The 25,099-nt window shown below is 65.5% G+C and carries 31 protein-coding genes; 6 read left to right on the top strand and 25 right to left on the bottom strand.

Annotation, left to right across the window (positions count from 1 at the left end; translation table 11 throughout):
• Positions 1–508: 508 nt before the first annotated feature.
• The 4 genes from BFL28_RS09290 to BFL28_RS09275 all read left to right on the top strand — a co-directional run bounded on the left by BFL28_RS09290 (position 509) and on the right by BFL28_RS09275 (position 3,368).
• Positions 509–994: a MerR family transcriptional regulator gene (locus tag BFL28_RS09290; RefSeq protein ID WP_206599099.1), complete on the top strand. Its 486-nt coding sequence runs from the start codon at positions 509–511 to the stop codon at positions 992–994.
• Positions 991–2,208: an MFS transporter gene (locus tag BFL28_RS09285; RefSeq protein ID WP_206599098.1), complete on the top strand. Its 1,218-nt coding sequence runs from the start codon at positions 991–993 to the stop codon at positions 2,206–2,208. Before BFL28_RS09290 ends, BFL28_RS09285 begins: the two co-directional genes overlap by 4 nt.
• A 322-nt stretch (positions 2,209–2,530) precedes the next feature.
• Positions 2,531–2,671 (top strand): hypothetical protein, encoded by a 141-nt coding sequence (locus tag BFL28_RS20915; protein ID WP_158011640.1) that lies wholly within the window; start codon positions 2,531–2,533, stop codon positions 2,669–2,671.
• A 436-nt stretch (positions 2,672–3,107) separates the two neighbouring features.
• Positions 3,108–3,368 carry a hypothetical protein gene (locus BFL28_RS09275; RefSeq protein ID WP_021320008.1) on the top strand — a complete coding sequence of 87 codons (261 nt, stop codon included), beginning with the start codon at positions 3,108–3,110 and terminating at the stop codon, positions 3,366–3,368.
• Between the two features lie 170 nt (positions 3,369–3,538).
• On the opposite strand, the gene BFL28_RS09270 is transcribed toward BFL28_RS09275, so the two are convergent.
• Positions 3,539–3,766, bottom strand: a complete 228-nt coding sequence (locus BFL28_RS09270) for a hypothetical protein (RefSeq protein ID WP_241527279.1) — start codon at positions 3,764–3,766, stop codon at positions 3,539–3,541.
• Between the two features lie 100 nt (positions 3,767–3,866).
• On the opposite strand from BFL28_RS09270, the gene BFL28_RS09265 reads away from it, so the two are divergent.
• Positions 3,867–4,298 (top strand): response regulator, encoded by a 432-nt coding sequence (locus tag BFL28_RS09265; protein ID WP_010409159.1) that lies wholly within the window; start codon positions 3,867–3,869, stop codon positions 4,296–4,298.
• Here BFL28_RS09265 and BFL28_RS09260 read toward each other — a convergent pair.
• The 14 genes from BFL28_RS09260 to BFL28_RS09195 form a co-directional block, all read right to left on the bottom strand.
• Positions 4,283–4,687, bottom strand: coding sequence for a hypothetical protein (locus BFL28_RS09260; RefSeq protein WP_010409157.1), 405 nt, complete (start codon positions 4,685–4,687; stop codon positions 4,283–4,285). The two genes, BFL28_RS09265 and BFL28_RS09260, sit on opposite strands and share 16 nt — an antisense overlap.
• 96 nt (positions 4,688–4,783) lie before the next feature.
• A complete protein-coding gene (locus BFL28_RS09255) occupies positions 4,784–5,275 on the bottom strand; it encodes a hypothetical protein (RefSeq protein ID WP_010409155.1) in 492 nt (163 codons plus the stop codon).
• On the bottom strand, positions 5,272–5,769 hold the full coding sequence (locus tag BFL28_RS09250) for a hypothetical protein (protein ID WP_010409153.1): 498 nt from the start codon (positions 5,767–5,769) through the stop codon (positions 5,272–5,274). Before BFL28_RS09250 ends, BFL28_RS09255 begins: the two co-directional genes overlap by 4 nt.
• The gene (locus BFL28_RS09245) at positions 5,766–6,797 is read right to left on the bottom strand and encodes a nuclease-related domain-containing protein (protein WP_241527278.1); all 1,032 of its coding nucleotides are present in this window, start codon (positions 6,795–6,797) and stop codon (positions 5,766–5,768) included. The genes BFL28_RS09250 and BFL28_RS09245 overlap by 4 nt, the downstream gene beginning before the upstream one ends.
• Positions 6,798–6,916: 119 nt before the next feature.
• A complete protein-coding gene (locus tag BFL28_RS09240; RefSeq protein WP_010409149.1) occupies positions 6,917–7,774 on the bottom strand; it encodes a CsgG/HfaB family protein in 858 nt (285 codons plus the stop codon).
• A complete protein-coding gene (locus BFL28_RS09235) occupies positions 7,767–8,096 on the bottom strand; it encodes a hypothetical protein (protein ID WP_010409148.1) in 330 nt (109 codons plus the stop codon). Before BFL28_RS09235 ends, BFL28_RS09240 begins: the two co-directional genes overlap by 8 nt.
• A gap of 26 nt (positions 8,097–8,122) precedes the next feature.
• Positions 8,123–8,332, bottom strand: coding sequence for a hypothetical protein (locus BFL28_RS09230; RefSeq protein ID WP_010409146.1), 210 nt, complete (start codon positions 8,330–8,332; stop codon positions 8,123–8,125).
• A 91-nt stretch (positions 8,333–8,423) separates the two neighbouring features.
• The gene (locus BFL28_RS09225; protein ID WP_010409145.1) at positions 8,424–9,185 is read right to left on the bottom strand and encodes a hypothetical protein; all 762 of its coding nucleotides are present in this window, start codon (positions 9,183–9,185) and stop codon (positions 8,424–8,426) included.
• Positions 9,172–9,903 carry a type IV secretion protein gene (locus BFL28_RS09220; RefSeq protein ID WP_035386407.1) on the bottom strand — a complete coding sequence of 244 codons (732 nt, stop codon included), beginning with the start codon at positions 9,901–9,903 and terminating at the stop codon, positions 9,172–9,174. Before BFL28_RS09220 ends, BFL28_RS09225 begins: the two co-directional genes overlap by 14 nt.
• On the bottom strand, positions 9,893–10,219 hold the full coding sequence (locus BFL28_RS09215; RefSeq protein ID WP_035386408.1) for a hypothetical protein: 327 nt from the start codon (positions 10,217–10,219) through the stop codon (positions 9,893–9,895). The genes BFL28_RS09220 and BFL28_RS09215 overlap by 11 nt, the downstream gene beginning before the upstream one ends.
• On the bottom strand, positions 10,216–10,452 hold the full coding sequence (locus BFL28_RS09210) for a hypothetical protein (protein ID WP_037447296.1): 237 nt from the start codon (positions 10,450–10,452) through the stop codon (positions 10,216–10,218). The genes BFL28_RS09215 and BFL28_RS09210 overlap by 4 nt, the downstream gene beginning before the upstream one ends.
• A 2-nt stretch (positions 10,453–10,454) precedes the next feature.
• Positions 10,455–13,529 carry a MobF family relaxase gene (gene mobF, locus BFL28_RS09205; RefSeq protein WP_069320277.1) on the bottom strand — a complete coding sequence of 1,025 codons (3,075 nt, stop codon included), beginning with the start codon at positions 13,527–13,529 and terminating at the stop codon, positions 10,455–10,457.
• A gap of 3 nt (positions 13,530–13,532) precedes the next feature.
• Complete coding sequence (locus BFL28_RS09200; RefSeq protein ID WP_069320276.1) at positions 13,533–16,022, bottom strand: type IV secretion system DNA-binding domain-containing protein; 2,490 nt, start codon at positions 16,020–16,022, stop codon at positions 13,533–13,535.
• Complete coding sequence (locus BFL28_RS09195) at positions 16,009–16,299, bottom strand: hypothetical protein (RefSeq protein WP_016509826.1); 291 nt, start codon at positions 16,297–16,299, stop codon at positions 16,009–16,011. The genes BFL28_RS09200 and BFL28_RS09195 overlap by 14 nt, the downstream gene beginning before the upstream one ends.
• A 524-nt stretch (positions 16,300–16,823) precedes the next feature.
• Between BFL28_RS09195 and BFL28_RS09190 the strand changes: the two genes are divergently transcribed.
• Positions 16,824–17,042, top strand: coding sequence for a hypothetical protein (locus tag BFL28_RS09190; protein WP_069320275.1), 219 nt, complete (start codon positions 16,824–16,826; stop codon positions 17,040–17,042).
• 182 nt (positions 17,043–17,224) lie between these two features.
• Here BFL28_RS09190 and BFL28_RS09185 read toward each other — a convergent pair whose 3' ends face one another.
• From BFL28_RS09185 to BFL28_RS09140, 10 genes are all read right to left on the bottom strand, one after another.
• A complete protein-coding gene (locus BFL28_RS09185; RefSeq protein ID WP_069320274.1) occupies positions 17,225–17,779 on the bottom strand; it encodes a hypothetical protein in 555 nt (184 codons plus the stop codon).
• Between the two features lie 80 nt (positions 17,780–17,859).
• The gene (locus BFL28_RS09180) at positions 17,860–18,183 is read right to left on the bottom strand and encodes a hypothetical protein (protein ID WP_069320273.1); all 324 of its coding nucleotides are present in this window, start codon (positions 18,181–18,183) and stop codon (positions 17,860–17,862) included.
• Positions 18,184–18,991: 808 nt separating this feature from the next.
• Positions 18,992–19,984 (bottom strand): SLOG family protein, encoded by a 993-nt coding sequence (locus tag BFL28_RS09175; protein WP_037447491.1) that lies wholly within the window; start codon positions 19,982–19,984, stop codon positions 18,992–18,994.
• 618 nt (positions 19,985–20,602) lie between these two features.
• Positions 20,603–21,076 carry a hypothetical protein gene (locus BFL28_RS09170; RefSeq protein WP_069320272.1) on the bottom strand — a complete coding sequence of 158 codons (474 nt, stop codon included), beginning with the start codon at positions 21,074–21,076 and terminating at the stop codon, positions 20,603–20,605.
• Positions 21,077–21,214: 138 nt separating this feature from the next.
• On the bottom strand, positions 21,215–21,553 hold the full coding sequence (locus BFL28_RS09165) for a single-stranded DNA-binding protein (RefSeq protein ID WP_069320271.1): 339 nt from the start codon (positions 21,551–21,553) through the stop codon (positions 21,215–21,217).
• A gap of 688 nt (positions 21,554–22,241) precedes the next feature.
• Positions 22,242–22,649, bottom strand: coding sequence for a hypothetical protein (locus BFL28_RS09160; protein WP_079247041.1), 408 nt, complete (start codon positions 22,647–22,649; stop codon positions 22,242–22,244).
• Positions 22,624–22,935, bottom strand: coding sequence for a prevent-host-death family protein (locus BFL28_RS09155; protein WP_069320270.1), 312 nt, complete (start codon positions 22,933–22,935; stop codon positions 22,624–22,626). Before BFL28_RS09155 ends, BFL28_RS09160 begins: the two co-directional genes overlap by 26 nt.
• Positions 22,936–23,074: 139 nt before the next feature.
• Positions 23,075–23,551 carry a DUF736 domain-containing protein gene (locus tag BFL28_RS09150; RefSeq protein WP_069320269.1) on the bottom strand — a complete coding sequence of 159 codons (477 nt, stop codon included), beginning with the start codon at positions 23,549–23,551 and terminating at the stop codon, positions 23,075–23,077.
• A 179-nt stretch (positions 23,552–23,730) separates the two neighbouring features.
• The gene (locus BFL28_RS09145) at positions 23,731–24,183 is read right to left on the bottom strand and encodes a hypothetical protein (RefSeq protein ID WP_069320268.1); all 453 of its coding nucleotides are present in this window, start codon (positions 24,181–24,183) and stop codon (positions 23,731–23,733) included.
• Positions 24,184–24,504: 321 nt separating this feature from the next.
• Entirely contained in the window at positions 24,505–25,026 is a 522-nt protein-coding gene (locus BFL28_RS09140; protein WP_069320267.1) for a DUF736 domain-containing protein, read from the bottom strand.
• Positions 25,027–25,099 lie beyond the last annotated feature (73 nt).

Here is a 25,099-nt window from a genome sequence, read left to right as displayed (position 1 = left end):
ATCGCCAGGGTCGCCGGCGACTGGCCCGCCACCCGCTGGGACGAGCTGATGCCGTGGAACTGGGTGCCCCAGACAGATCAGCCAACAGCCCAAGCCGCATAAACTGCGGTCCTCACGCCACGCTTACTGTGAAGTGTGGTAACTCCACCTTACCGATGAGCCCGGTGGCCACCGAGACCGAAATCGCGTGGGTGGGGCATGCCCCACCCACGCGATCGCCTCAATCTACACCGGAAATTACACCACGAGCGCGGACGCTAACCGCGCGGCAACTTCCGGCTCATGGAGCGCCTGTTCGCGCAGATGCGGCGGATCATGACCCTCAACCGCGTCGAGGAGGTCACCGCTGACATCGTTCAGGCCGCGCGCGATTGCCTCGTCATCGGACCCGGCAACTGACAAATAGCGCGATCAGAACGCCGCCATTTAGCGCGAGCGTTTACACAGGGTGTTGAAGTCGTCACGCCCTTTCGCCTCTCATCCATAATTTAATGGTTGACACCGTACTATGGTACGGCTGGTAAAAGACGTCATGACAGTTGGACTCACCATCGGCAAGGCCGCCGAAGCAGCGGGCGTTGGCGTTGAAACCGTCCGGTTCTACGAGCGCGAAGGCATTATCGTGCAGCCGATCCGGCCGGGTGGGCGAGGGACGCGTCGCTACTCGCCCGTGCTCGTCGAACAGATCAGGTTCATCCGCGAAGCCCAGCAGCTCGGCTTCACCTTGCGCGAAGTCCGCGAACTTCTGGCCCTGCAAAGCGACCCCGCTGGGGATTGCAGCGATGTGCGGTCGCGTGCGCTTGCGAAGCGAAGCGAGATCGCCGGGAAGATCACTAGGCTTCAGAGCATCGGCGCGATGCTTGATGAGCTGATTGCGAGCTGTCCAGCGCAGGGCGCGCTGGACGGCTGCACAATCCTCGACGCGATCCGATCGCCCGCGTCTTGCGACGGGCGTTGCGGACAGTCGGAGAACGATGAAGATGAGGCATCGTGAGCACCGTCGGGACCACGATGCCCGATGAGGAACGTGAGCGCCTGTTGCGGGTGCTTTCGGTCGCGACCTTCATCATCTTCTTTCAGGCGTTTATGGTCGCACCGATCATCCCGCGTCTGGCGGCCGAGTTTGGGGCGTCGCCGGCCACAACCGGGCAGATCGTACCCGCCTACCTCATTCCCTATGGGGTGGCCACGCTCGTCTATGGCCTGATCGGTGACCGTTTCGGCCTGTGGCGGGTGATGGCCGGCTCGCTCGCGACGTTCGCTATCCTGACGGTGCTGACCGCCACTGCAAGATCGATCGAGGTGATAGCACTATGGCGCGTTCTGACCGGATTGGGGGCGAGTGGGGTCGTGCCACTTGCCCTGGTGCTGGTCGGCCGGCTTTTCCCCTATGAACAACGCGGTCGCCCGTTGGGGTGGCTCTTTGGCGCAATGGCGGGTGGAATGGCGTTCGGCTCGACGGTGGGCGCAGTGGCCGAGCCCTATATTGGCTGGCGAGGACTGTTCGTCGGCATTGGCATCGCCGGGGGCATTACGCTCCTTATTCTGCTCGGGTCCAGACGCCTGATCGCCGGCGCCGTTCAGCCCGTGGCGGGCGGGGTAGCGGCGCTGGTCGCCGGCTATCGCGCCTTGCTCGCCGACCCCCGTGGGCGGCGGACTTACGCGTTCGTGTTCATCAACTCAGTTTTCCACTCCGGCGTCTTCACCTGGCTCGGTCTCTATTTCGAACAGCGATACGGACTCGGCCCCATCGGAATCGGCTTGGCGCTGTTGGGCTATGGGGTGCCCGGCTTCCTGTTCGGACCGATGATCGGCCGTGCCGTCGATCGGCAGGGACGCAACCGGCTAATCCCGATCGGGCTCGCCATCGGTGCGCTGGCGGCAGGCATGCTGGTGTTCGACCTGCCGCTGCTCATGGCCGCGGTGGCGGTGACACTCCTCTCCCTCGGCTATGACATGACCCAGCCGTTGTTCGCCGGCATTGTTACGTCGCTGAACGCGCAACGTCCCGGCCAGGCGATGGGCCTCAACGTGTTCATGCTGTTCGTCGGCTTTGGCCTTGGGAGCCTTATATTCGGCGCGCTTCTAGGACCCGGCCTAGGCGGGGCGCTCGGGTTGTTCGCGATCATCGAATTGGTGCTCGGCCTGGCCGCCATTCGGCTATTCAAGACAGAAAGAGCGGCCCCGCCGGCGGGAGAACGGGTGTGAGGCTCCCGGAACGAGGCAGACGAGGGCACCAGCGGCGGACCGGTCCATCGCTAAGCGCGCAGATCATGACGGCGCTTCAGCGCGCGCTGCGAGACGATAAGCTCGATGCCGCGGAGCACCTGCTATGCGCATTGGAGCAGCTTGCCGATGAGGCCGGCGAGGATGGGCCGGGGGACTGCTGCCGCGTCACGCGCGACCAGGGATACTTAGCAGTTGCCGATATGTTCGTGTCTAAGGAATCGCTCGAGGAGGTAGGCCGCCTGCCGAGCCATCGGCTCCGAAAGAAGAATTAGAAGTAACCCCCCAACCAAAGGAAATGAAGATGATTCGTATTGTTTCTTCTGCACTTGCCGTTCTGGTCCTTTCGGGCACCGCTGCATATGCGGCGGCTCCGGCCAAGGTGGGCAGCGCAGTTCATGCCGCGGCGCAGAACTGTGATCTTCCCTGCTGCGACCACAAGTAAGTAGCAGACTGGAGGGCGCTCGTTCGATTAAGTGAGCGAGCGCCCTTTGTGCGCGGGAGAGAGACAACCACCGGGCTGTTAACTGTAGGCGCTTGCAATCATAGCGGCGTGTGCTCGCAAACAGCCTGATTTCCTGCTCACGCTTTCTGCCGCTGGCGGGGAGCGTCCTGCTCGAATTATCTGCCAATGTGCTCGCCATCATCCGGCGCTGCTTGCAAACGGGGCGTTGTGCTCACGCTCCGTGCCAATGGGCTCTCCAAACCCGTAGCCGGCAAGCGCTTTTGCGAAGCAGGTTTCCAGAACAGTTCTGACAAGCGGCGGGCCGCAGAAATGCGTTGTCGTCATGGCCCGCCCGCGAGGTCGTCAGAAAGGAAGGTTTTCGCGAACAGGGCCAGCGCATAATAGGCGATGACACCACGCAAGCGGAAAGGGTGCGATGACCAAAACCGAAATGCTGGAGACGATGAAACGCCTCGACGCCCATGCGAATGCCCTGCTGCTGATCGGTGCTTCCGATATCGATCTGCTCGGCGGCATGTTCGACGTGATGCCGGACTTCAAGGCGCTGCTCGATGCCGGATACGGCGAAGAGATCGAGAGAAACGCCGGTCGCTTCCCCGGCCTGCACCGCTACGCCGTCATGCTCTCAAATATCGCCGAAGGGATCGCGGACGGCTCCATCCGGGTGCCACGCTGACGCCACTCCCGCTGGCAGATAATGTGAGCAGGCGACCATGACTGCGAGCAGCGCCGGATGATGGCGAGCACATTGGCAATTAGCGTGAGCAGACTGCTCCGCCCATTGTCAGATAATCCGAGCAGAAAATCGCTCCGTTTGCGAGCAGACGCCGCTACGATTGCAAGCGCCTACAAATAGCTGTCGCAATAGCTTTTCGCGCGAGCGGACAGTGGCACCCCGTTCGGACCTCGCGCGGTCGCCGCCCCGCCCCGTTCGGCATAGCCACGAGCAGTCGCTGACTGAACCTGGGTGCGCGCTTGCGCGCCCAGATCGACTGCGCCGGGCATGTCCTGCGCGCCGGCAGGGGTCGCGATCGCGAATATCCCGACCGTGAACACAGCAACCAGGCTACGCATTCGATGTTCTCCCTCGAATTTCCGTCAGGCCATCAACGATTTGGCGGCAGCATCGTGCCGGTCGCGGGAGCGATTATGGATACAGGCGGTTGTAGAGGTGATGAACACGTCGACCGTACCTTTCGCGCTCGCGGTCGATGACGTCCCGATCATCCTGATGGACATGACGCTGATCCTGGAGGACGCCGGCTTTCGCTGTCATGAGGCGATGGACGGCGATACCGCGATCGTGCTGCTGGAGGAGCAGGCCGACAACACCATCCTGCTGTTCTCCGATGTCGAGATGCCGGGATCGATCAACGGCTTTGCGCTGGCGCGTCATGTCGCACAGCACTGGCCCTGGATCGAGATCGTGATCGCCAGCGGCAATATCCGTCCCAATCCGGGTGACATGCCCGAGAAGGCGACGTTCATCCCGAAGCCCTTCTCGGCTGCGATCGTCCACGAGCACCTCCGCAGGACGCTGCCTGACGGCAAGAAGCCCGCGCCGCTGAAGAATGCGGTGACGACGCCGGTTCAGCCGGGAGCCTGAGCCACCCCTGCCGAGGCGAGCAACTGCGCGTCGGTCGCGTCGCGGTTGTCGATCCACCATTTGGCGTCCGCGATGCCGAGCAGCGCCGCGCCGGTTTCGACGCTATCGAGAGGTTGATCCTTGCGCAGCAAGGCGATCCGTTTTGCGCGAATGGTCGTTGCCCAGCTGACCTGTCGTTCCGAGCCGTTGAGCGGCGCCAGCGACAGATGGGCAACGGCTTGTTGCGAGGCCGCGGCGTCGCGCTCGTTCTCTTCCTGGCGCTGCTTGCGGTAGCACGCGCCGCAGACCGTCGTGCGCAGCCAGGTGGCCTTGCGCTCCTGCTGCGACGCGAACCCGGCAATGAAATGGGTTTGCTCATGGCCGCAGGTGTGGGTGATGCGATGGTCCATGACGTTTAGCCTGTCATATGGGCCGGATTTGTTCCAGCGGGATTGAGTCGAGCCGTTCGGTTCCGGCGACCGATGCTCGCGGCATGAAGATGGCGATCACGACCCGAGTGGGCTGCTCATCACCAGCACGGTCGCGCGCGCGATCGGCGCCGGCGCTACGCCGGCTCTGAAGGGGGCGACCGCCCCCCACCGCAGCGACTTGGCGACGGGGCGATAGCTGACCGGATGGATGCCATCCCGGCTCGGTTGCGCCCGCAGCGGGATGACGGTGTCGCCGAAACGTGCCGCGATCGACGTGACAATGGATGACGCGCGCAGGTCGTAGGGGGCAAGCCAGGCCACCTTGACGGCGGTGGTTCGCCGCCTGAGCGCAAGAAGGTTGGTTGGGAGCGCCGGACTGGCGGCATCGTTCGACCCGAGTGCGATGAGGGCGACGGTGGCGGCCGAAGCGCCCCTCACCCGCCGCTCGATCTCGGCCGAACCGGCACCCACGCGCGCATGAACCTCGCAGCGTATGCCCTGTGCTGCCAATGCCTGCGCCGTGCCGACCGCGGTGCTGTCGCCCAGGATCAGGCAGAAGGGAATCATGGCCGACCAGCCTGATGGGCAAGCGGTTTTCGTGGAGTGGTCATGTCGCCGTAGGCAAGCAGCCCGAAGATGGCGACAGCACAGCCGGCGATGCCGAACGCTGCGCGTGCCAGCCCGATCAGCCGCGCCTTGCGACCCTTGCGAAGGTGGTTCCACCCTCGATCGAGCGAGGTACGCCAGGACAGCCAGCCATCGCCGATATCGCTCGCGCCGAACATCGCGATGGGGATCGCGACGGCCAGCATGATATGCCGGATGTCGGCGCGGGCGATCACGATGGCGAGAAAGGTCGCGACCAGAATGAACAGCGCGATGGCGTTGATGACGCTGTAGAGCGGGCGCAGCCGAAAGATCCGACGCGAGGGCGCAGCGAGGTAGCGCACGATCGGACGGCGGCAGGTGTCGCAGACCAGCATGTGCTGCCCCAGCGGCCAGCGGCGCATCGCCTCATGGCAATACGGGCATTCGGGCCGGGGCAGGCTGATCATATTCATGCGACGTGGCCGACCCTGATCGCATCGGGAAGTGCAGCCCGGATCACGTCGGCGACGTCGGGCACGCAGATCCAGTTGGAGAATCTCGGGTTCCAGATCGCCTTGCCCTTGCACAACGCGGAAAGAACCTCCCTGCCGATCTCATCGTCGCGCGCGGCCCGGAATGCGATGCGGCCATCTGGCAGTGTCCGCTCGACGATCCCGGCGCATACCTCGATAGGTGCGCCCGCCTTGACGGGAACCGCCTTGGCAGGGGGCGATACCTCCAAAACGGTGCATTCAACCGCTACCGATGTGGAGGGACTTTGCGCCGGATGAACAGTGACAGGCTCTGCCTCGACGTACGGCGGCAATTCCGGCACAGACGCGGCCTGGACGATGGGCATGTTGATCGGCCCAGACGGGTCGCCGGTATGAGACGTATCGGCGGCGTCCGTGCTGTCAGGAACGATGCCGAGGCGGGTATAGATATCGCCCTCCTGGACATGGTCGGCGATGAGCTGGTCGGCGATCTCGACCATCTGCGCGGCGGTGACGCCGGTCGAAAACATTCGTCCCAGGGGCGATGACCCGCCGAACGGCACCCAGGCTTTGTAAAGGTTGTCGCATTTGTAGATCGGCTCGTCGCTGCCGATTTTGGAACGGTCGATCATCGCGGTGGGCGGAACGGACACGAATACGCCGACCTCCGCGAACGCCCTGTCATGCCCTTTTCGCTTCAGCCACGCCTGCAGCACCTTGCGTTGTCGTTTGGCCTGTTCGACCGGATTGGGGATGTTCTGCGGCTGACGTTGCGAGCGATACCAGACCATCCATTCGCCATGCTCGTTCTTCGAGATCCGGCCAGAGTAGTTCTTGGATTCGAAGATCGAGGCGGTGCGCGACGCCCGCGACAGCAGGATATGATCGAACTGCGCGAACCCGCCCTGCCCGTCCGGCAGGCGCAGATCGTGGATAAGCAGGTTGCGGTCGTTGTCAGGCCCGAATTGGTGATCGAGCATATAGGCGGTCTCGCGCTCGCCCCGCATCCCCTGGCGATGGTTCCGCACCGTCGATCGCACGCGCTCGGGGAGAGCCGCGAACTCGTCGGACGCCATCACTTCGTCGGCAAATGCGATCTCGGCCGCGCGGGTCGATTTCTTGCGGATCATCGTTTCGGCGTTCCCGGATTTGGCTGCGGCAGCGGTTGAACCGCCTGCGCCGGTAGCGGCGCGGAGGCGGGAGGCACCATTGCGGGCGGCTTGGCCGGCACCAGCCTCGCCTCGAGCCGTGGCCGTGCATCCTCGATCAGCTTGCGGAACGCATCGAGCGTCGCCAGCGTGGTGATCTTGCCGATGTCGGTCGAGGCGTAGCTTCCACCGAGCGCACCCACGCCAAGGCCGAGCAACAGCCCACCGCCCACGACGCCGATATCCTTCTTGCGCGCCGACCCGCTGGCGACCGCTTCCTGGATGCCGGTGTTCACGTCGACCAGCGTCATCAGCACCTGGCTTTCGAGTGTCTTCGACTTGAGCCCGACCGCCCCGCCGAACACACCGCCGACCCCGCCCCCGCTCTCACGCGACTTGGCGTCGGAATAGACCACCTTCACCTCGATCAGATAATCCGCCTTGGTGACAGGCCGGGTTGTGGCAGTCCCGCCATTGATCGCGCGTTCGCGTTCGAGCGCGCTGAACGCCTCGCCGCGATCGGCGACGCGGAAGCAATTGGATCGCGCGATCATCAGCTTGACCAGTGGCAGCGCGTCGACGCGCGCGGTCGAACCGCCGTTCTGCATCTCCGCCATGCGCATGAGCGCCTGCAGTTGCGGCGACAGGCCATCGGCCGGGTTGGCGGCCTTCTCCTCAACCAGCGCGGCAACGCCGAGCGGCACCTGGCATTGCGGCACGGCGGTCGTCTCGTCGACGCCGGTGCCGCCCTGCCCCAGCTTCTGGGCGTGGGCCATTGAAGGTGTGACGGCCGCGAGCGCGGCCGTCACGACGAGCATGCGGGTGCGATCAAGCACCGGCGCCCGCCTTCTTCGCATGCGCTGCGGGATCGCAGATCCCGGCACGCTCCTCGTCCGCCGCAACTTTCTTCGCGGCTTCGTCACAGTCCTTGCAGTCGGGACAGTCCGCGCAGTCCTTGCATTTGCCGTTGTGAAGCGCGTGCGCGCGATAGCGCGCCTTCTTCGCCTCGACCTCGCGCGCGGCATCGGTGCCGGCATGACTTCCGGCGAAGCTCGCCATCGCGAGCAGGACCGGCGCCGACGACTGCGCGCTGGCGGCCGACGGCAAGGCCACGGAGAGGGCGGCAAGCCCCAGCGCGGCGATCATCTTCAGTTTCATCGTGTGTACTCCTTCCCTGGCCGTTTTCAGAAGAAACCGTTGCGTCGGCCGTCGCGACGGTCATCGTGGCGGGCGCTGCTGTCGCCCAGCGCCGAGCGCCGGACCTCCAGCTCAACCCCGTCCCCCTTGCGGCGAATGCGGACATCCTGCGGGGCGATGTTGTTGCGCTTCGCCCAGCGGTCTGCGTCGGCATCCGAGCCGAACTCGCCCATTTCCTCGAAATCCCAGTTGCTCATGTCTCCTGTCCCGGTTGATCGCCGTGCCGGCGCGCGGGGGCCGGTCCTGGCGGTGCGATGCGAAATCCCCGCGCGTGGATGAAGGACAGTGTCACTGGATCGAGGCCGGTTTGGCGGCGATGCGCCGGACCACGAGATTGCTGTCGGCCCCCAGACGAAGATCGAGCGTGTGCCCGACCCGTCGCGTGAACAGCATCACGCCGGCAACCTCGTCGTGCAGCGTGCCCTTGCCGAAGAAGGTCCGAGAATCTGCCCATTCGCGGCCGTGGATGAAGCGGACGCGATATTGGCCGAGCGGGGCTGGCACGGTGACACGCTCGAAGGCGCGGACATAGACCGACAGCCGGTTCTTCGCCGTCGCCGGATCGAGCAGCTGGACGATGCTATTGTCTGCCGCACCCTGAATGGTCAGGTGGCTTCTGACGGTTCGCAGGTCGACGCTGGAGGAGACGGCGACCGTTCCCGATTCCGGAAAACCGGTGTTCGTCCCCACGATTGACGCGAACAGGCTGGAGGTTGCGCGCTTGATCTGGCCCTGCCCGGCCCAGGCCGCAAGGACCAGTGCGATGGCAACACCGACGCCCAGCGCCTGCCAGTAAGGGGCCGGCGTGAAGCGCGGGCGGGGCCGCCATCGACCGCGCTGATAATCGTGGCCCCTGTTCCTGGCTTCGAACCACGACCCTTTCGATCCGCCAGATATCCAGCTCGCGCTCCCCAGCGGCACCGATTTCCTGAACCCGAAGCGGTTCAGCTCGACCCGTGCCTTGCGATCGTTCCATTGCGTCGCACCGGGATCGAGCCCCTGCCGCTTGCGGTAGCGATCGCGCATATAGTCGCGATCATCGATGCCCATCGACCACCTCCATCGACTGCGAGGGGAGAGCCAGGGGAAACACGTCCATTCTGGACAGCATCGCGTGATCGCGCAGCGAGGCCTCGACGGCGACAACCTCGCTCGAAGTCAGTCCAGGTTCGCGTCGTACGAACAGGATGGTCGACGCCGATCCTGCCAGCCAGCGCGCGATGGAGATCCTGGGCATCAGCCGGTCGTGGTCGGCGAAAGCGTGGGTCGCTCGTCGCACGCCGGCCAGCACGGTCATTCCCCAACGCAGGGCGTGACCGTTTCCAGAATCGTGTCCCGCCGCCTCTGCGACGGCTTCCGGCGGGAGATCCCGTATCAGATCGCGGACGGCCGAAAGGGTCGCACCAGGTTCATCGCCGGCATGCTGGATCGCGCGGAGCAGCACATAGCGCGAAGCGCAGGTGTAGCCCGAGCAAACGTCAGGATCGTCGGGAAGGAACGCTTCGATCGCGGACGAGCGTGCATAGTCGCTCGGATGGTCTGCGAAGAAGTCCCAGTTGCCGCGCGCGGGGTCGATCAGCTGGTCGCGGACCTGGTCGGCGAGTTCGGCGATCGCGTCGCCATCGCCGAATACCGCGAGCCGGCCCCCGTCACCGGCGCGGACCGCTTCAAGCGCCGCTGCCGTCAGATCCGCGGTTTCGGCGATCGTGAGGGTCGCGTGCGTCGGCTCGGGTTGGCGCCGGAAGCGAAAAGGGAAACTACCGTCCACCGGGCGTACCTTGGGTTGCGGGCGGAACGAAAATTCCACCATCGGTGTGGAGCGACGCGCTGACGATTCCGCATCCGACCGCCCAGGCGAAGGTGAAAGCCGCCACCACGGCCGCCAGGAGCCCCGCCTGACGCAGCCGGCGCGTCAGGGGGACGAGCACGCGCGGCGCGGTTGACCGTGGCTCCACGGGCTTCCTGCGGGCCTGTTGGAGATGCTCGGACGCGCCCTCGATCGCATCGCAGGGCGGCGTGTCGAGCCGCGAGGTCCGGCCGATGCGGGGAGCCCCGTGCATATAGTCGCGGTCGGCGAGGCTCATCGTGCTGGCTCGGGCCGGACCCGGAGGGCACGCAGCGCGCGGGTGAGCGGCAGGAGTAAGACGTAGGTCAGGCCGAATATCGCGGCCATCGCGAGCGTTTCGCCGCCCCAGTCGAGCGCATCGTCGCGCCGCGCGAGCTGGCTGCATTGCGCGAGCGTATGGGTGTCGAGATCGCAGGCGTGCCAATGTTTCGTGGCGATCACCTGATCCCAGGTCGGTGGCGACGTGGTCATGCTCATAGCTCCAGTCCGATGTCCTTTTCGGGGTAGGGAAGTTCGATTTCCGGCTTCTCGACGCCGATCCGCAGCGATGCGGCTGCAAGGGAGGGATCGTTCTTGAAATCGGGCGGCTGCCGCTCGACGGTTTGGCTGACGTCGGCGCTCGGCTCGCCCCCAACTTTCTCCGGTCCGCGATCGAGGTCGGGCGGCAGCGAGGGGTTGAACGTCTCGCCCGCGCCTGCTTTCGCCGCTGTGCCGGCAGCGCCGCGATCGGGATCGATCGTCAGCGCGCCGGTGGTTTCGAGCGCCGAGGTCTTGTTGCCCTCGTTGCGCTCGATCGCGGCGGTCAGCTTCTCGCGGTCGTCGGTGAACAGCTGGATGTCGTCGCGGACGCGCGTAACGGTGACGTTGAACAGGCGCTGGTTGGAGAGGTTAGATTCCTTGTGGCTCATCACCGCGATCGCGGTATCGGTGGTGATGCCCTGCGCCGCGTGCATGTTGAGCGCGTAGGCGAGGCTGATCCGCTCCATCATCGGATCGCCCGCCTTCAGCTCGTGGAGCGTGCCGTCGCTCGCCTCGACCCTGATCCCCGACGGGTCGGCCGAGACGACGCGGGCGATGTCGTTGTTGTTGAGGCCGCGGTCCTTGTCGTTCTGCGTCCAGCGGATCCTGTCGCCTTCGTGCAGCCGGATCTCCTCGCGCTGCGCGAGCTGCATCGCATCGGTCTTGTCGACCGGCGATATCTTCTGCGGATCGAAGGTCCGAACCCGGTTGCCGATCTGGACCTGGACGCGGCCCTTCGCGTCGACGCCGAGCACGTCATAGGTGCCGGGGCTGAGGCCGAGTTCGCGCATGGCATGGCGCAGGTCGATCACCTGGCCCGGCTTGTAGGTATGCGCGTAGCGCAGTTCCTCACGCGTGACGTTGACCTTGTCGAGGACGGGCGTAACGACGCCCTCGCCCTTCAGCGCCCCCTCTGCGGCGAGGCCGTCCTGGATGCGCACGTTGAGCTCGGCGCGGGCGACGCGGCCCGAGGAGAACATCGCGGTGGTCTCGCGCTGTTCGGTGGTTAGGCCCAGCCAGTGTTCGGCCGCGGCCTTCACATGCTCGGGGTTGGCGGTGACCTTGTCGCCGAGCATCGCCATCGCCTCGCGCACCTCGCCACGGTTGGTCAGCGCAGCGACGGTGCGCAGCTGCTCGGTGCGCTGGCGCAGATTCTCGTCCATCCGCGCCATCGTGATCCCGCCGGCCTGCGCGAGCGCGAACGCCTTGCCGGCGTCGACCGCGGTGATCTGCTGGCGATCGCCGATCATCAGGAAGCGATCGACGCCGAGCGCATTGGCGATGCCGACCAGGTGCTTCATCTGGTCGGAACCCACCATCGAGGCTTCGTCGAGGATCAGCGTCGTGCCGGCGAGCGCGTCGCGCGCGCCGTCATAGCCCGCTCCCTTCCCAGCGAGCGCGTGGCGGGCATAGCTGTGGACGAACGAGGAGACGGTGCGGCTCTCGATCCCGGCTTCCGCGCCGAGGCGATCGGCGGTCGCCTTCATGAGCGCGAGGCCGACCACCTTGCCGCCCTCCTGCTCGACGTTGCGCGCGACGCTCGCCAGCATGGTCGACTTGCCGGCGCCCGAGACGCCTTGGACCGCGACGATACGATCGGCGGAGGTCAGCGCCATCGTCGCGGCCGCCATCTGGCCTGCGTTGAGTTCCTTGTCGCCCGATGCGGCGTTGATCCGTTCGATGACGGTGTCGGCGGAGACGATCACCCGCCCCTCCCCCTTGCCGCGCTCGATCTCGGCAAGGATACCGCGCTCGGTCGCGAGCGCCTCGGGCGTCGTGACATGGGTGACGACGCCGTCGATCCGGTCCTCCTTGCCCGGGATCAGCTTCTCGTTGCGGATGAGCTCGGAGACGCGCGCGTCGACATGCGCGGCGGTGACACCCTTCAGCCCGAGGTCGAGCGCGGTCCGGGTGATGTCGGGCACGGCGAACGCGGCTTCGCGCTGGGCATGGATGCGGATCGCGGAGGCGACGGCGTGCTGGGCGCGCAGATCCACCGGCGCGATGCGCAGTCGGTCGAGACCGCTGGCGACGAGCGGATCGGCGGATCGGAACCACTCGCCCAGGCTTTCGCGGATATTGGCCAGGACGTCACCGAGGCGCTCCATCGGTCGTGGCTGGGCATCGAGGCCGCTAGTGCCGGCACGCTCGCGCGCGGCATCGACCAGTGCCTTGCCGTCGAATCCGAGCGCGGCCGCCCGGTCACGCCATTCCTGGCGCAGGGCATCGCGATCCTCGACGTTCAGCTTGGCGTCGCGGGTATTGTTGGTCACCTTGCGCAACGCCTCGGCGGAGGTGACACCGAGCTCGCCGGCTTTCGCCAGGATATCGGCGCGCCGCTGGCTGAAGGTATCGATCACCTGCTTGGGCACGCCGTTGATCTCGAACTGGCCGTGCTTGCCGGTGACGCTGGTCTCATAGCCGATCTTGGCCAGCTCGGCGCGAAACTGCGCGTGATAGGCCGCGCCGATCGTGGTGTTGTTCTTCCAGAGCTGCTGGTTGTGGAGCGCCTGCCATGCCCCGTTCGCCATCTTGGTCATGTTGGCGATAAGGACGTGGATGTGGCCCTGCGGATCGAGAGCGCGGCTCGTGTCGTGCTGGAACAGCGCATAGACGAGGTTGCCGGTACGCACCGCATCCCCTGACCTGGACTGATCGTAGGTGCGGCCTTCGGCGAAGGTCTTCTCGACCCAGCCCATCGTCGCCTTTACCGCGTTCATATGCGCGGTGAGCACACGGGCGTCGCCGGCGACATAGGCCATGACGCTCGCCGATTTCGGCATCGAGAATGTCAGGTCGACGCCTAACCGCCGACCCTCGACCTGCCCGACCTTCTCGCCATCGGGCATCTCGCCGTTGAGGATCTTCTCGAAGTCCTCCTTGGTCACCTCGCCCTTGAGGCCAAGATCGGCCGCGCCCACCCCGCCCCAGGCGGTCGCCTCGGACGAATGCTCGGCGGTGTAGTAATCGTCCTTGGCGAAATACTGCGCCGCGCCGGAGGCGGATTTGACGGAGGCGACCGACAGCATCGGCTACATCCCCATGTCCATGTTGTCATCGATCTCCGGCGAATGATCCGGGCCGTGATGACGATGGTGGTGATCGGGATCGCGCTGCGTCGCAAACCCATCGCGCAACTCACGGGTCGCCTGGTCCTCATGGCGGTCGCCATCTTGCCGACCGAGATCAGAGCCACTCATTGGTCGTTCGGCGTCCGATCGTTGCGCGTTCGGGCCTGCCGTGAGCGTTGGCGACGCCCCCGGATCGGGAAGCCTCAGACCGATCCGCGCGTCGCGCACCTTTTCGGACGCGACGGGAACCGCTGGCTCCGCTGCGCGGACGGCATCGGCGCCGGTCGGGCTGGTCATCACGCCCTTGCCGGTTACCTGATCGATCACCACCGGCAGCGCCCCGGTGACCTCCATCGCCGCAGCCGCCTTCTCCGCCTCGCTACGGGGCTTCTCGGGCTGAGCGGCGGTCAGGTCCGGCTCTTCTCGTTCCCTTGCCTCTACGCCTCCCACGGACCGCGTGGGGGTATGTTCCCGGCCGCCCTCACCCCCCTCATCCGCGACCTTGTTCCGGGCGGTCTGACGACGCCGGTCTTCCGGCGAGACGTATTCGGTCGGCTTGAAGTTCTTGCGGGGAACAGCCCCCGGCGCGACCTCGGCATAGGACCGGTACTTGAGTTCGATCCGCGCAGCGGGGAAACCGTCGGGAAACTTCACGAAGCCGTGGAGCGACGGCAGGTTGTTGATGTCGTCGGGGATGACCAGCGGCTCGATCGCGGTACGCGGTGTGAGCGTCGAGGCGTCGCGGGTATTGTTGTAGCCGTAGCTGTATGCCTCATCCATCTGACGGACTTCCCGGCTGCCGATGAACTCGGAGCATTTCTCGGCGGTCGTGCGATCGGCGGTGGCGAGGATCAGCTTGGTGCGCGCGAGGCCGGTGAGCGCGGTCGCGTTCTGCAGGCCATAGGTCGCGACCAGCTTGTCGAACGAGTGGATGCCGAGGACGAACGCGCCTCCGAAGTTGCGCGCCGACTGGAGGCCATGCTCGATGCCGGGCAGCGCGTGGAGCGCGTGTACCTCGTCGAACAGATACCAGGTGCGCAGATCGCGCGTCTTGGGCAGGCGCATGAGGTTGTTGACCGCGAGGTCGATCCACAGCGTGAACAGGCCGCGGGTCATCTCCAGGTCATTGTACGAGCCGGTAATGAACATGATCGAGCCGTCACGATTGTCGGTCGCGATCCAGTCGCGGATCGAGAAGGCGGGCGGGCCGCCCGGGACGGGGTCCGGCATGAAGCGCAGCGCCTGTCCGTTGACGTTCAGGACCGATCGGATCGACTCCGCCATGCGGGCCGCTTTCTCCGTCGTCAGCGGGGCCGCGATCGTGTCGTCCAGCTTGGCGTTGATCGACTTCAGGTCAGCCTGCATCAGGTGATGCGCGATGGCGGCATTGTTGGCCTCGCCCATCTCCTGAAGCTTCAGGCACATCTCGATGAACAGCATGCGTGCGGCGTTCTGCCAGAACGGCTCCTTGTCGTCGGGATGCGAGGGGATAAGGGCCGAGGCGGCCGACACGAAGTCGGCATAGTTGCGGCACTCGTCGAACAGCGTCCACGGCGCGCAACGCTCGTCCATCGGGTTGAGGATAACGTCGGTTTCGGGGTTGTAGAATGTCTCCACGAACACCCCGGTAAGGTCGAAGATGACGGCGCGATGCCCGCGCGCACGAAGCTGCGAGACGTGGCTGCGCAGCTGCGTCGTCTTGCCGGTGCCGGTGGTGCCGATGAGCATGGTATGGCTCTGTTCGAGCCGCCACGGATAGGGGATGCCGGCGATCGTATAGGGAACGTGGATGCCCCGGTCGATGCGATCGAGGATTGGAGCCTTGGCGACCAGCTCCGGGACGTATGGGGGCTCGTGCTCGGCGCACTCGGTTCGGAACCTGCGCCGGTTGTGGCCGCTGACGGTTTTGACGAGGACATCTCGCTCGACAAGCAGGGCGCCGCGGTTATGGCGTTCCTGGAGCATGTCGCTGCCGCGCTTGTTGGCCCACATGATGAACCACATGATGAGCGGAGCGGCGATGAAAGCCGACATGACGAGCGTCGTCAGGAAGATTTTGACGGTTTTAGCCCAGGCGTGAACGACATGGGGCTCGTAGGGAACGTAACCGATCGGAACTTTCGTCACGACGCCGTTGGGCAGGGTCAGGTTGATAAGGTGGAATCTGTCCGCGCCGACCCATGTCCAGATCGCCGAGTAGAGCTTCATCAGGTCGAGCTGGAACTCATGCTCGGCGAGGCCCAGCCAGACGAAGATATTGAACAGGACGATGAACGTCCCGAGCCAGATCCAGATCGGCACCTGGAGGCCCGCCCAGGTCATCTTGTACTGGCTGGCAAGCAGCTGCGAACCGCGGGTGAAATTGCCGGAGTTGCGGGTGATCCGCCCCCGCGCTGAATGGTGCTTTACCGTCGCCGCCTGACCGTTGAACCGGATATCACCGCTGCGCATGGTGAACCTCCACGCGCTCCTGGGCGATGTCGATGATCTTCTCCGCGTAGTCGGGATGCTCGCGGGTAACGATGAGGTCCATCGAAGCCGACAGTTGCTCTAGGATGAGCAGGACGCGACTGACGTTGAATGAATGGCTCGCGACCGCCAGTGGAAGTCCGAAATGAAAGACTAAACGGGACGCCTCCGAGCGAGAGCATCCACGCTCTTTCGCGAAGCTGTCCAGGGTCGCAACAGCCTGACTCGAAAGCCTGAAGCCGACGTGGTGTGTAGTCATGATCCATCCACTCAACTGGTGGATGGTGGGGATTTCGGAGCCGGAGGTTTAACACGCGATTTCAGACATCGCCATAGAAAACGTATTACATGCTGGGAACGTCGAACTAGACGCTATTTCAACGGGTTAGCGAACTCCGGCTAGGCTTTTCCACCATGAGAACACGACACACCCTGTGAACAGACCGTATTTCAGGCACTTAACCTGCGGCGTGCCGCGTACGGTGTGCAAATCCTTAGGGACTGTCGTGGTGGTGATGGCATCATGGCTGGATGTCCGATCACTGGACCGGGTTCCGGGAGGGAAAGCGCCGCAGGCAGGCGATCACCGGACATGACCGAAGGGGGTTGGGCGGAGCGATCCCGCCCCACGACGGACCTGGCCGAAGGTCAGTGTCCGTCGCCCCATGCTGGTCCGGTAAAACCGGACCAGCGAGCGATCATGACCGTCGCTATTGTGCCGGTGGGCAGGTGCTGGCATCGTGTGACATGGAGGCTGGTCCACGATCAGAAAAGGCATGTCTTATGGCACGGAGTATCGAGCAGGAACGGGCACAGCTTGAGGCGGACGAACAGCGCCTCAATGAACGGCGAAAGCAACTGGCTGATCGCGAGCGTTCGGAGCTGCTGAAGGAGGTGGAACGATCGGGGTTGATGAAGGCCGATGCCGGCCAGTTCAGTGCGATCATCGGAGCAATCAAGAAGCTCGGGATCGCCGAGGCCGTGAAGCGCCTGACCGCGTGAGCGGGTCAGCGTGAAAACGGGCTCAAGCCCATCATGTAAAAAGAAAGGGGAGCAGCCGTAAGGCGCTCCCCATTTTCAATGCCTCGGTGAAGGCGGCGACGCTTCGGTCCATTCCGGCAAAAGAATGGGGAGCATCGAGGCGAAGCCCGATGCTCCCCGACGCGATGGCGACTGGAGGGAGGCTATCCCCAGACCATGCGTATCCCGTCACTGGTGTCTGCCTGAGCAGCGAGGCTATCGAAGCGCTCGAGGTAACGACCATCGAGGCGACCAAGGTCGCGGCGAACATAGGGCCGGCCGAGTGTTTCGCGTAGTTGCCCGATGGGCATGCTGCCGCAATTATCGTCCGAAAGTCGTAGGGCGTCGAGGACGTGGAAGGCGTTGCCGTTCGCGAGGTTGATCTCCGCTGCGCCGTCCGGGGTGCTGGCGACGCGCATCGTGATCGCGCGGGTCGCATCGTCGCGCCAGAAGCGGACGTTGAGTCCACGAAACTGGGCTTCCTCGACAACGGAGATGACACCAACGTCGTGATCGAAGATCGCGCAGATTGATGCGAGCGACCAGGGGCACACGCGGGCTTCGAACGAGCACGACACCAGGGGGTCATCGTCCTCGTCTTCGAGAAGCTGGCCACGCTCCCGGGCGAAGGCGCGGAACGCGGCGAGCTGGCGGGCGGTGATGACGGCGGGCGCGGCATCGGCTTTCCGATCGACGCTGAGGAAGAAGGTGATCGACATGGTCTGTCTCCCGTTGGAACCATCATCCCCGGTTCCCCTCCCCTTCCGATCCGTCAGGATCGGCATGGCCGATCACGGGGTCATGGGTCGGTCCGCAGGACCGGGTGCCCGAGCGATGCGTAGCTGGTGCTCGCAATGCGCAGGCATTGCGGCACCGCGAGCGAGCCGGGCATTGGTCGGACTGCGCCGGTCGATGCGTAGCGAGCGCGACACGCGCAGGCGTGGCCGCGATGCGAGCGAGACGGGCGCGGTCGATAAGCGGGTGCGATCGGCACGAGCGAGGCGTAGCGAACCGGCGATCCGAAGGGATCGTCGTGAAGCGAGCGAGCCGTGCCGGTCAGCCCATACTCGATCGCATCGGCACGGCGCGATGCGCAGCGGCAGCGCAGGCGATGCGACGGCATCGCCGCGCCCGCCAGCGAGCCGTGCCGATGCCGCAGTCGAGACGCCGGCTGAGCCGCGACGGTCGATGCGTAGCGAGCGTGACACGCGCAGGCGTGGCCGCGATGCGAGCGAGCCGTGCCGATCGGTATCCAACGATGATCGCCAGTCGCATCGGCCGAGGCGTAGCGCGCTGGTCATCGCATTCAGCGATGACCGCAAAGCGAGCGAGGCGATGCGACGGAGTGACAGATCGATCCCGGCACCGGCGAGGCGTAGCAGGCAGTGGCAATGCGACGGCATTGCCCTGCCGCGAGCGAGCCGTGCCGATGCCGCAAGCGACACGCCCGGTGAGCCGCGCGGGTCGATGCGTAGCAAGCGTGACACGCGCAGGCGTGGCCGCGATGCGAGCGAGATCGGCGTGGCCGGCCATCGGGCGCGATCGGCACGGCGATGCGTAGCGAACCGGCGATCCAAAGGGATCGTCGTGAAGCGAGCGAGGCGTGCCGATCGGTATCCGCCAACCCCGCCAGTCGCATCGGCCGAGGCGTAGCGCGCTGGTCATCGCACTCAGCGATGACCGCAAAGCGAGCGAGGCGATGCGACGTGCCGTCCCGGTATCTATCGCGACATCGGTGAGGCGTAGCAGGCAGCGGCAATGCGACGGCATTGCCCTGCCGCGAGCGAGCCGTGCCGATCGGGCAACGTGGCGCGATCGACCGCAAGGTCAGTCCCACGCGGCGCGATGGGGCTCGATGCCCCGGAGCGCCGCCCAGGGCGACGTAAAAAAGGGGAAGGACTCCGGTTGCCCGGAGCCCTTCCGTGGGTGCGTCAGGCGCGACGGCCGCGCTGGCTGGGCTGCACCGGCGCCTGACCGTCCTTGCGGAAGACGTGGAGCGGCACGCCGGCGGTACGTAGCTTGCGCGCGAAGTCGATCTGGACGCCCGATCCTTCGCAGACGATCGCCTCGACCGGACGCAGCGAGGCGATACGGTCGTTGCGCAGGAACCCGCCCCGGTTGCCGTGGCGCTTGTCGAGGAACATGCGCACCAGCTTGACCTCGCGCGAGGCCGCCCACGACGCTGCGATGGCGTCGGCACCCTTGTTCATGGCGGTGGTCATCAGGACCATCGACGGGATGCGACGCTTGATCTGGTCGAGGCGTTCGAAGAGCTGCTCGTGGTCGTGCCATTCCATGCCGCCCGAGAAGGCGACAATCGGGCCGCTTGGGTTGTGCTCGTCCCGACGCTTCGCCGCGCGCGCCGCCAGATAGTCGGCACCGTCGATCATCGAGGCGGTCAGCTTGGACGACACCCGGCTGCCGCGGACGGTCGAGAAGGGCCGTCCGGTCTCGACGCGATACACGTTCCCGGCGTGGTCGCGCATGCAGCGCATCGCCTCGGCGCAATTCTCGAGGGTCTGGCAGAGCAGCTGCGTCTCCTCGAGCTCCACCGCGTAGATCTCCGAGGGGTCGTAGCTGCGCACTAGGTCGCCCAGCTTCTTGGCGGCGTCATCCTCCCGCCCTTCGATGCGCTTGGCCACCATGTGGAAGCTGTTGACGAAGCCCCATGCGAGGTCGGCGGCGAACTCTTCCATGCGGGTGTCGCGGAACACGTCGAACATCGTTGCCAGCATCTGCTCGACGGCGTGCGCGGCCTGCTCCGGGTCGGGCATGTCCAGCTTCTCGGCTTCGCTGACGATGGAAAGCTTCGCCATCTCGCTCGCCTCGATGAACGCCCCCTGATAGGTCTCGGTGGTGTCCTCGTCGGCGCGGCGCTCGTTGATCGCGCGGCCCATGTCGTTGAAGTTGCTGTACTTGGTCATGATAGCCTCCATGAGTTGAAAATCTCACCTTCTCTCGGTGAGGAATCTCATCCGGCATGCGGCGGTCAGGGCGGTCAGGGACGTTAACCGGGAAGCCGCGGCCCGCAGGGTCGCGGACCCCGGTTAACGCTCGCGCGCGGGGGAGCCGATTTTCTCGTGCCCTGGAGGCGGAGCGAAGCGGAGACGGAGGGGTGCGTGAAAATTGGGGGGACCGCGCGTCCTTGACGGCCCGCCAACCCCGCATGCCAGACTTCCTCATCACAGAGAGAGAAAATATTATGTTGTGGCAGGCACGCCGGGTCGGCCCGAGCACGGGCGGCGGTGATGCGCCGGTATGGCGCAGCGCCGCAAAGGCAGCGCCAGTGAGCCCGGGAGGGCGAACCAGCTGCCGCCGCCCGCGCGCAGGACGCCCGGCGCCGGCATAGGGATCGTCACCCGCAGGGCGGAGACCCCGCCAGGGGGCTCCGTGAGGCCCGCCAGGGCCGAATAGAGCCCGGTCCCGCCCACAAGGCGGGACGCCCCGCCCTGCCCTTCTACGGTCGCCCCAAAGCCATCACAGCAGGCACAGCAGGCACAGCAGGCACAGCAGGCACAGCAGGCACAGCAGGCACAGCAGGATCAATCCCAATCATACTGACCACTGTCATCCCCGACATCGTAATCCGGCATTTCCTGGATTCCCGGATCATCGGGATCGCGGTGTGCATCGGGGTCATCGCCGTGCGGGTCGGTCCGGATATCCGGTTCGCTTGCGAACCGGATATCCGGACCGACCCGTTCAGCAATGTCCGGCTCGACGGCGCTGTCATCGTCGAGCCAGCAGGGGCGCGGACAATGGAGCAGCTGGTGACCGCGGTGGACGAAAGGCTGACCGTTCATCAGGACGGGGCGTTCGGCGAGACGCCGGCAGGGTTCGTTGCGGCGATTGCGGAAGCCGCACGGCACCGCCAGCGGGGCGAGCGCGACGGCATTGCCGTCGTGGTCGCCGCCGGCGGGTGCCGGCTCGTCGACCCGAGCGACCGGGTCCGGTGCCGCAGGTATCGGCTCGGGCGCGAACGGGTCGCCGTCGAACATGTCGCGCTGGACGGTCATGGTGCCGGACCTTTCAGGTGAGCGCGCGCTGGCGCAAGGCCGCGGTGCGAAGCACCGTGGGCGAGGCGTCCTGCGCGGGCGATGATGAAGCATGCGCGAAGGGCGACGCCCGCAGGCGCCGCCCGGTTCGCTGGCCGGTCAGTAGAACTCGGCGCGGTCGGCGATGATCTCGCAGCCGTAGCGGTCGTTGCCGTCGCTGTCCTGCCAGCGGGTGTAGTGCAGGCGTCCCTCGATGGCGATGAGGTCGCCCTTCTTGCGGTTGCCGGCGATCGCCTTGGCGAGGCCGTTGAAGCAGGTGACCTTGTGGTATTCGGTCTCCTTGACGGTGAAGCCGTCGTCGCCCTTGTAGGTGTGGCCGTCCTTGTTGAGCTTCGGGCGATCGGTCGCCACGAAGATGGTCGCGACGCTGGTGGCGCGATTGGCTTCGCGCAGTTCGGGGGTGCGGGTCAGGCGGCCGACGAGGTTCACGTTGTTCATGGCATTGCCTCCTTGGGTTGGTCGGCGGTCCGTCCGCCGGTGTCACCTGAAGGGCGTCGCGGTTCGGGGCGTCGCACCGGAGGGCGAGCTGGGCCGGCGCGCAGGCGACGGGCCTGGTCGACCGGAGGGGAACCCCTTTTGCAGGGGTGGTGCGGGCAGCCGCGCGAAGCGCGGCAACACGGCCCTGCCAAAGGGGTTGCGAGGTCCCGGGGTGCGGCGCAGGTGACACGAAACGGCGGATGGGCCGTCGATCAGCCCGAGGTTCCCGCAGGCATTGCCATGGACAAATCTCGTGAACCGCTCATGTCGGTCGCCTGACCCGCACCCCCGTAACGATCCGGTGTGAAGGCAATCGCACCGCCAGTGTCGCTCGCTGACCGTTGTGGTGCCGCTCCGAAACTCAACAAGGATGGCCGCGCCCGGGCGACGACGCACCGGCAAGGAGACCGGATGCCGCAAGGTCGCCCGACGGCCGATCCTCGCCAGGGCGACCGGCGGCGGCCGCATCGGACCTGGGCGTCCTCATCGCCATAGGGGCAAAAGCCTGCCGATACCCGCTGGCAGGACAGCGACGGCTTTACGCGTCGCCCGGCTGCGGGATCATCGCCGATTGCGCTGATCTATCCGCCCGGCCAGCGAACCGGGCGGTGTCTGCGGGCGTCGTTTTTCGGGGTGCCGTAGCCAATCGTCAGCGTCGATCAGTTATCAGCGCCGCGCTTGCCTGGACGGCGCGCACGATCTTCTGAAAATACGTCGGGGGACACCGTCCATAAAGGAAGCTGCCGGTCTTCAGGTCGATGACATCATGACCGCGCCAGTCGAAATCGTTGACATCGTTGACGACGACATGGCTTTCGCCAGCGCGGGGCAGGCCCATCGCCCTGGCAACCGGATCGGGTATCCGGTCGCTGCGAGAGGATCGCGCCTCCCCCTTCGTCGTTATAGGGACGACTGCGACGCCCATGGCATCTGACGCAATTACCAGAACCGGACGTTCCTTCACGCCCTCGTCACGACCGGCAGCCGCTTCATGAGCGAACAGATAGATGTAGTTGATGACGTCGCCGGGTTCAGGCGGCGGTATCGACGCGCTCACGCTCCCACCGATCGTCTGCGAGTTCGGCTTCTGTCGGGAGCGAGGCTTCAAGACGGGCCGCGAAGTCATCCGGGAATGTCCCTTCGGTGTAGACCCGGCGATTGCCGTGGATCGCGCGAAGCGCAGCTTCGGCGCGCTCGAGGTAATCGGCGCTGACGACGGCGGCGAAGCGCCGGTTGCGCTTGGTCAGGATGACCGGCGCGAGCTGGCTCTTGTCGACATAGATGCCCGGGGTCTTGTGGAAATCGGTGAGATTGACGGTATCGTCACTGGCGGTAGCAGCCATTAGTGCCTCCTGTGGATCACGCGCATTATACGCAGTATGCGCGAAATAGCCAGAAACGACAACAGGGACCGCTTCGGCGATGAAGCGATCCCCGTCGAGGTGGCGACACGGGCGACGCGTCAGCGCCGCCCGATGCCGGTCAGACCGTTTCGTCGACCGGCGCGGTGCTGGCTCCCAGCCCGTCGCCGGTGTCATCGCCGGCGCCCGAGGTCGCCACGTCACGGCCATCGGCGGTGAAGGGCAGCGCGGGCTCGCCCTCGTCCGCCCTGACGCCCAGCGCGGCACCGACGTCGCGGCGCTTCTGGGCGCGCTGCCAAACGACGTTGTACGAGCCGTCGTCCTGGCGGAAGGCCGAGACCTGCAGCGGCGCGGCGAGCGACGGATCGTCGATGCGGCCGTTGAGGAATGCCTCGCCGGTGTTGTTCGAGGTGAGTTCGAAGAACGCGCCAACCTGCACCCACGTCCGGCCCGGGGTGAGCGCATGGATCTCGTAGCGCGGGGCGCGCGGGTTGGACGACTGGACCGGCTTGAGCGCGATCGTCATCGCGACCGCGAGGGTGGAAATGCGGCCCATGAAGATGCCTGCGTCGTTCTGCTTGATCTGACCGATGTTCATCGTAACGTCTCCTGATGTCGTTCTGGACCCCATGTCCTCGACACCGATCTTCAATCCTCCTCCCCTCCCCGGCCCTTCGGCCGGGCAGGGCGCGACGAGCGCCCCTCACCGACCGCGTTTTCACGCGGACGGTGGATCGTGCGGGACGCGGACCGGGCCTGGTTGGGAGGTTGGCGACCTCAGGAGTTGGTAGGGATGATCGTCAGCACGGGCGGTTCGAACGATCCGAGGGCGAAATGCTTCAAGATCGCCTCATAGGAGCCGAGTTCGCGGGCCTCCTCCTCGCTGATGAGGGTTTTCCCGTCATCGGTCGCGTTGAAGGAGTGTCGTGGTCCCTCGCCGACCCAGATAATGGTTTCAGGGTTGAATGACCCGGCTGATCCGTCGGTCCAGCACACGAAAGGGAGATCGTTAATGCAGCAGAATTCCTCGATCTCGTCGACATCTCCGATTGTCACATCGTGCGCTCGCATTCGGAGATGCTCGCCGGATTTGATGTCGTCGTCGGAGAGTGCTTCGCCCTCCCACTCAAGAGTGAGGCCCGAGGCATTCGCCAGTTCGATGAGTTTGGGAACTTGGTCGGCGGGCAGATTTCCCCCGATCGTAATTGAGACGGAGACGCGGTCGGCCATGTCGGGACCTCGTGATGAAGTGGACGTGCCGGTCCCGCGAGCGGTGTCATCACCATTCGCCCGGCTATCCATTCATCACCCCCTTCCCTTGAGCGTGGCCCAGGTTCGAACTGCGATATCCTGTGCTTATACGGCGATAAAGCGAAGGAATAGCTAAATTATCGATCCGATACGGTGTTGATTCGGGACTGAAGCCCATGAAGCAAAAAAAGGGCGACGCCGTGTGCCGGCGTCGCCCCGAGTTTCGGCGTGCGGGAGCGAAAGGGGGCGCGCCCGTGCGCCATGCGGTGCCGTGAGGGAGTGCACGGCACCGGGGGTGGATCAGGCGTCCTCGGCGACGCGCTGGCGGCGACCGCGGCCCTTGCCGACCGGCTCCTCGACCGGGGCGGTGGTTTCGCCCAGGCCGTTGTCGGTGGTGCCCGCATCGTGATCGGGGCCGTTGTCGACCGGGCCGCCATCGGCGCCGAACGGCGGCGACAGATCGTCATCCGCCTTGACGCCGAGCGCGGCACCGACATCGCGGCGCTTCTGCGCGCGCTGCCACACGACGTTGTACGAGCCGTCGTCCTGGCGGAATGCCGAGACCTGCAGCGGCGCGGCGAGCGACGGATCGTCGATGCGGCCGTTCAGGAACGCCTCGCCGGTGTTGTTCGAGGTGAGTTCGAAGAACGCCCCGACCTGCACCCACGTCCGGCCCGGGGTGAGCGCGTGGATCTCGTAGCGCGGCGCGCGCGGGTTGGACGACTGGACCGGCTTGAGCGCGATCGTCATCGCGACGGCGAGGGTGGAAATGCGGCCCATGAAAATGCCCGCGTCGTTCTGCTTGATCTGACCGATGTTCATGACGTGTCTCCTGTGATGTCGTGCTGGACCCCATGTCCTCGACACCGATCTTCAATCCTCCTCCCCTCCCCGG

It is taken from the genome of Sphingomonas turrisvirgatae, assembly GCF_001721295.1.
GTDB lineage: Bacteria > Pseudomonadota > Alphaproteobacteria > Sphingomonadales > Sphingomonadaceae > Sphingomonas > Sphingomonas turrisvirgatae.
Note: the sequence above shows the minus strand (reverse complement) of the source record. Positions and strands in the feature narration are given on the sequence as shown.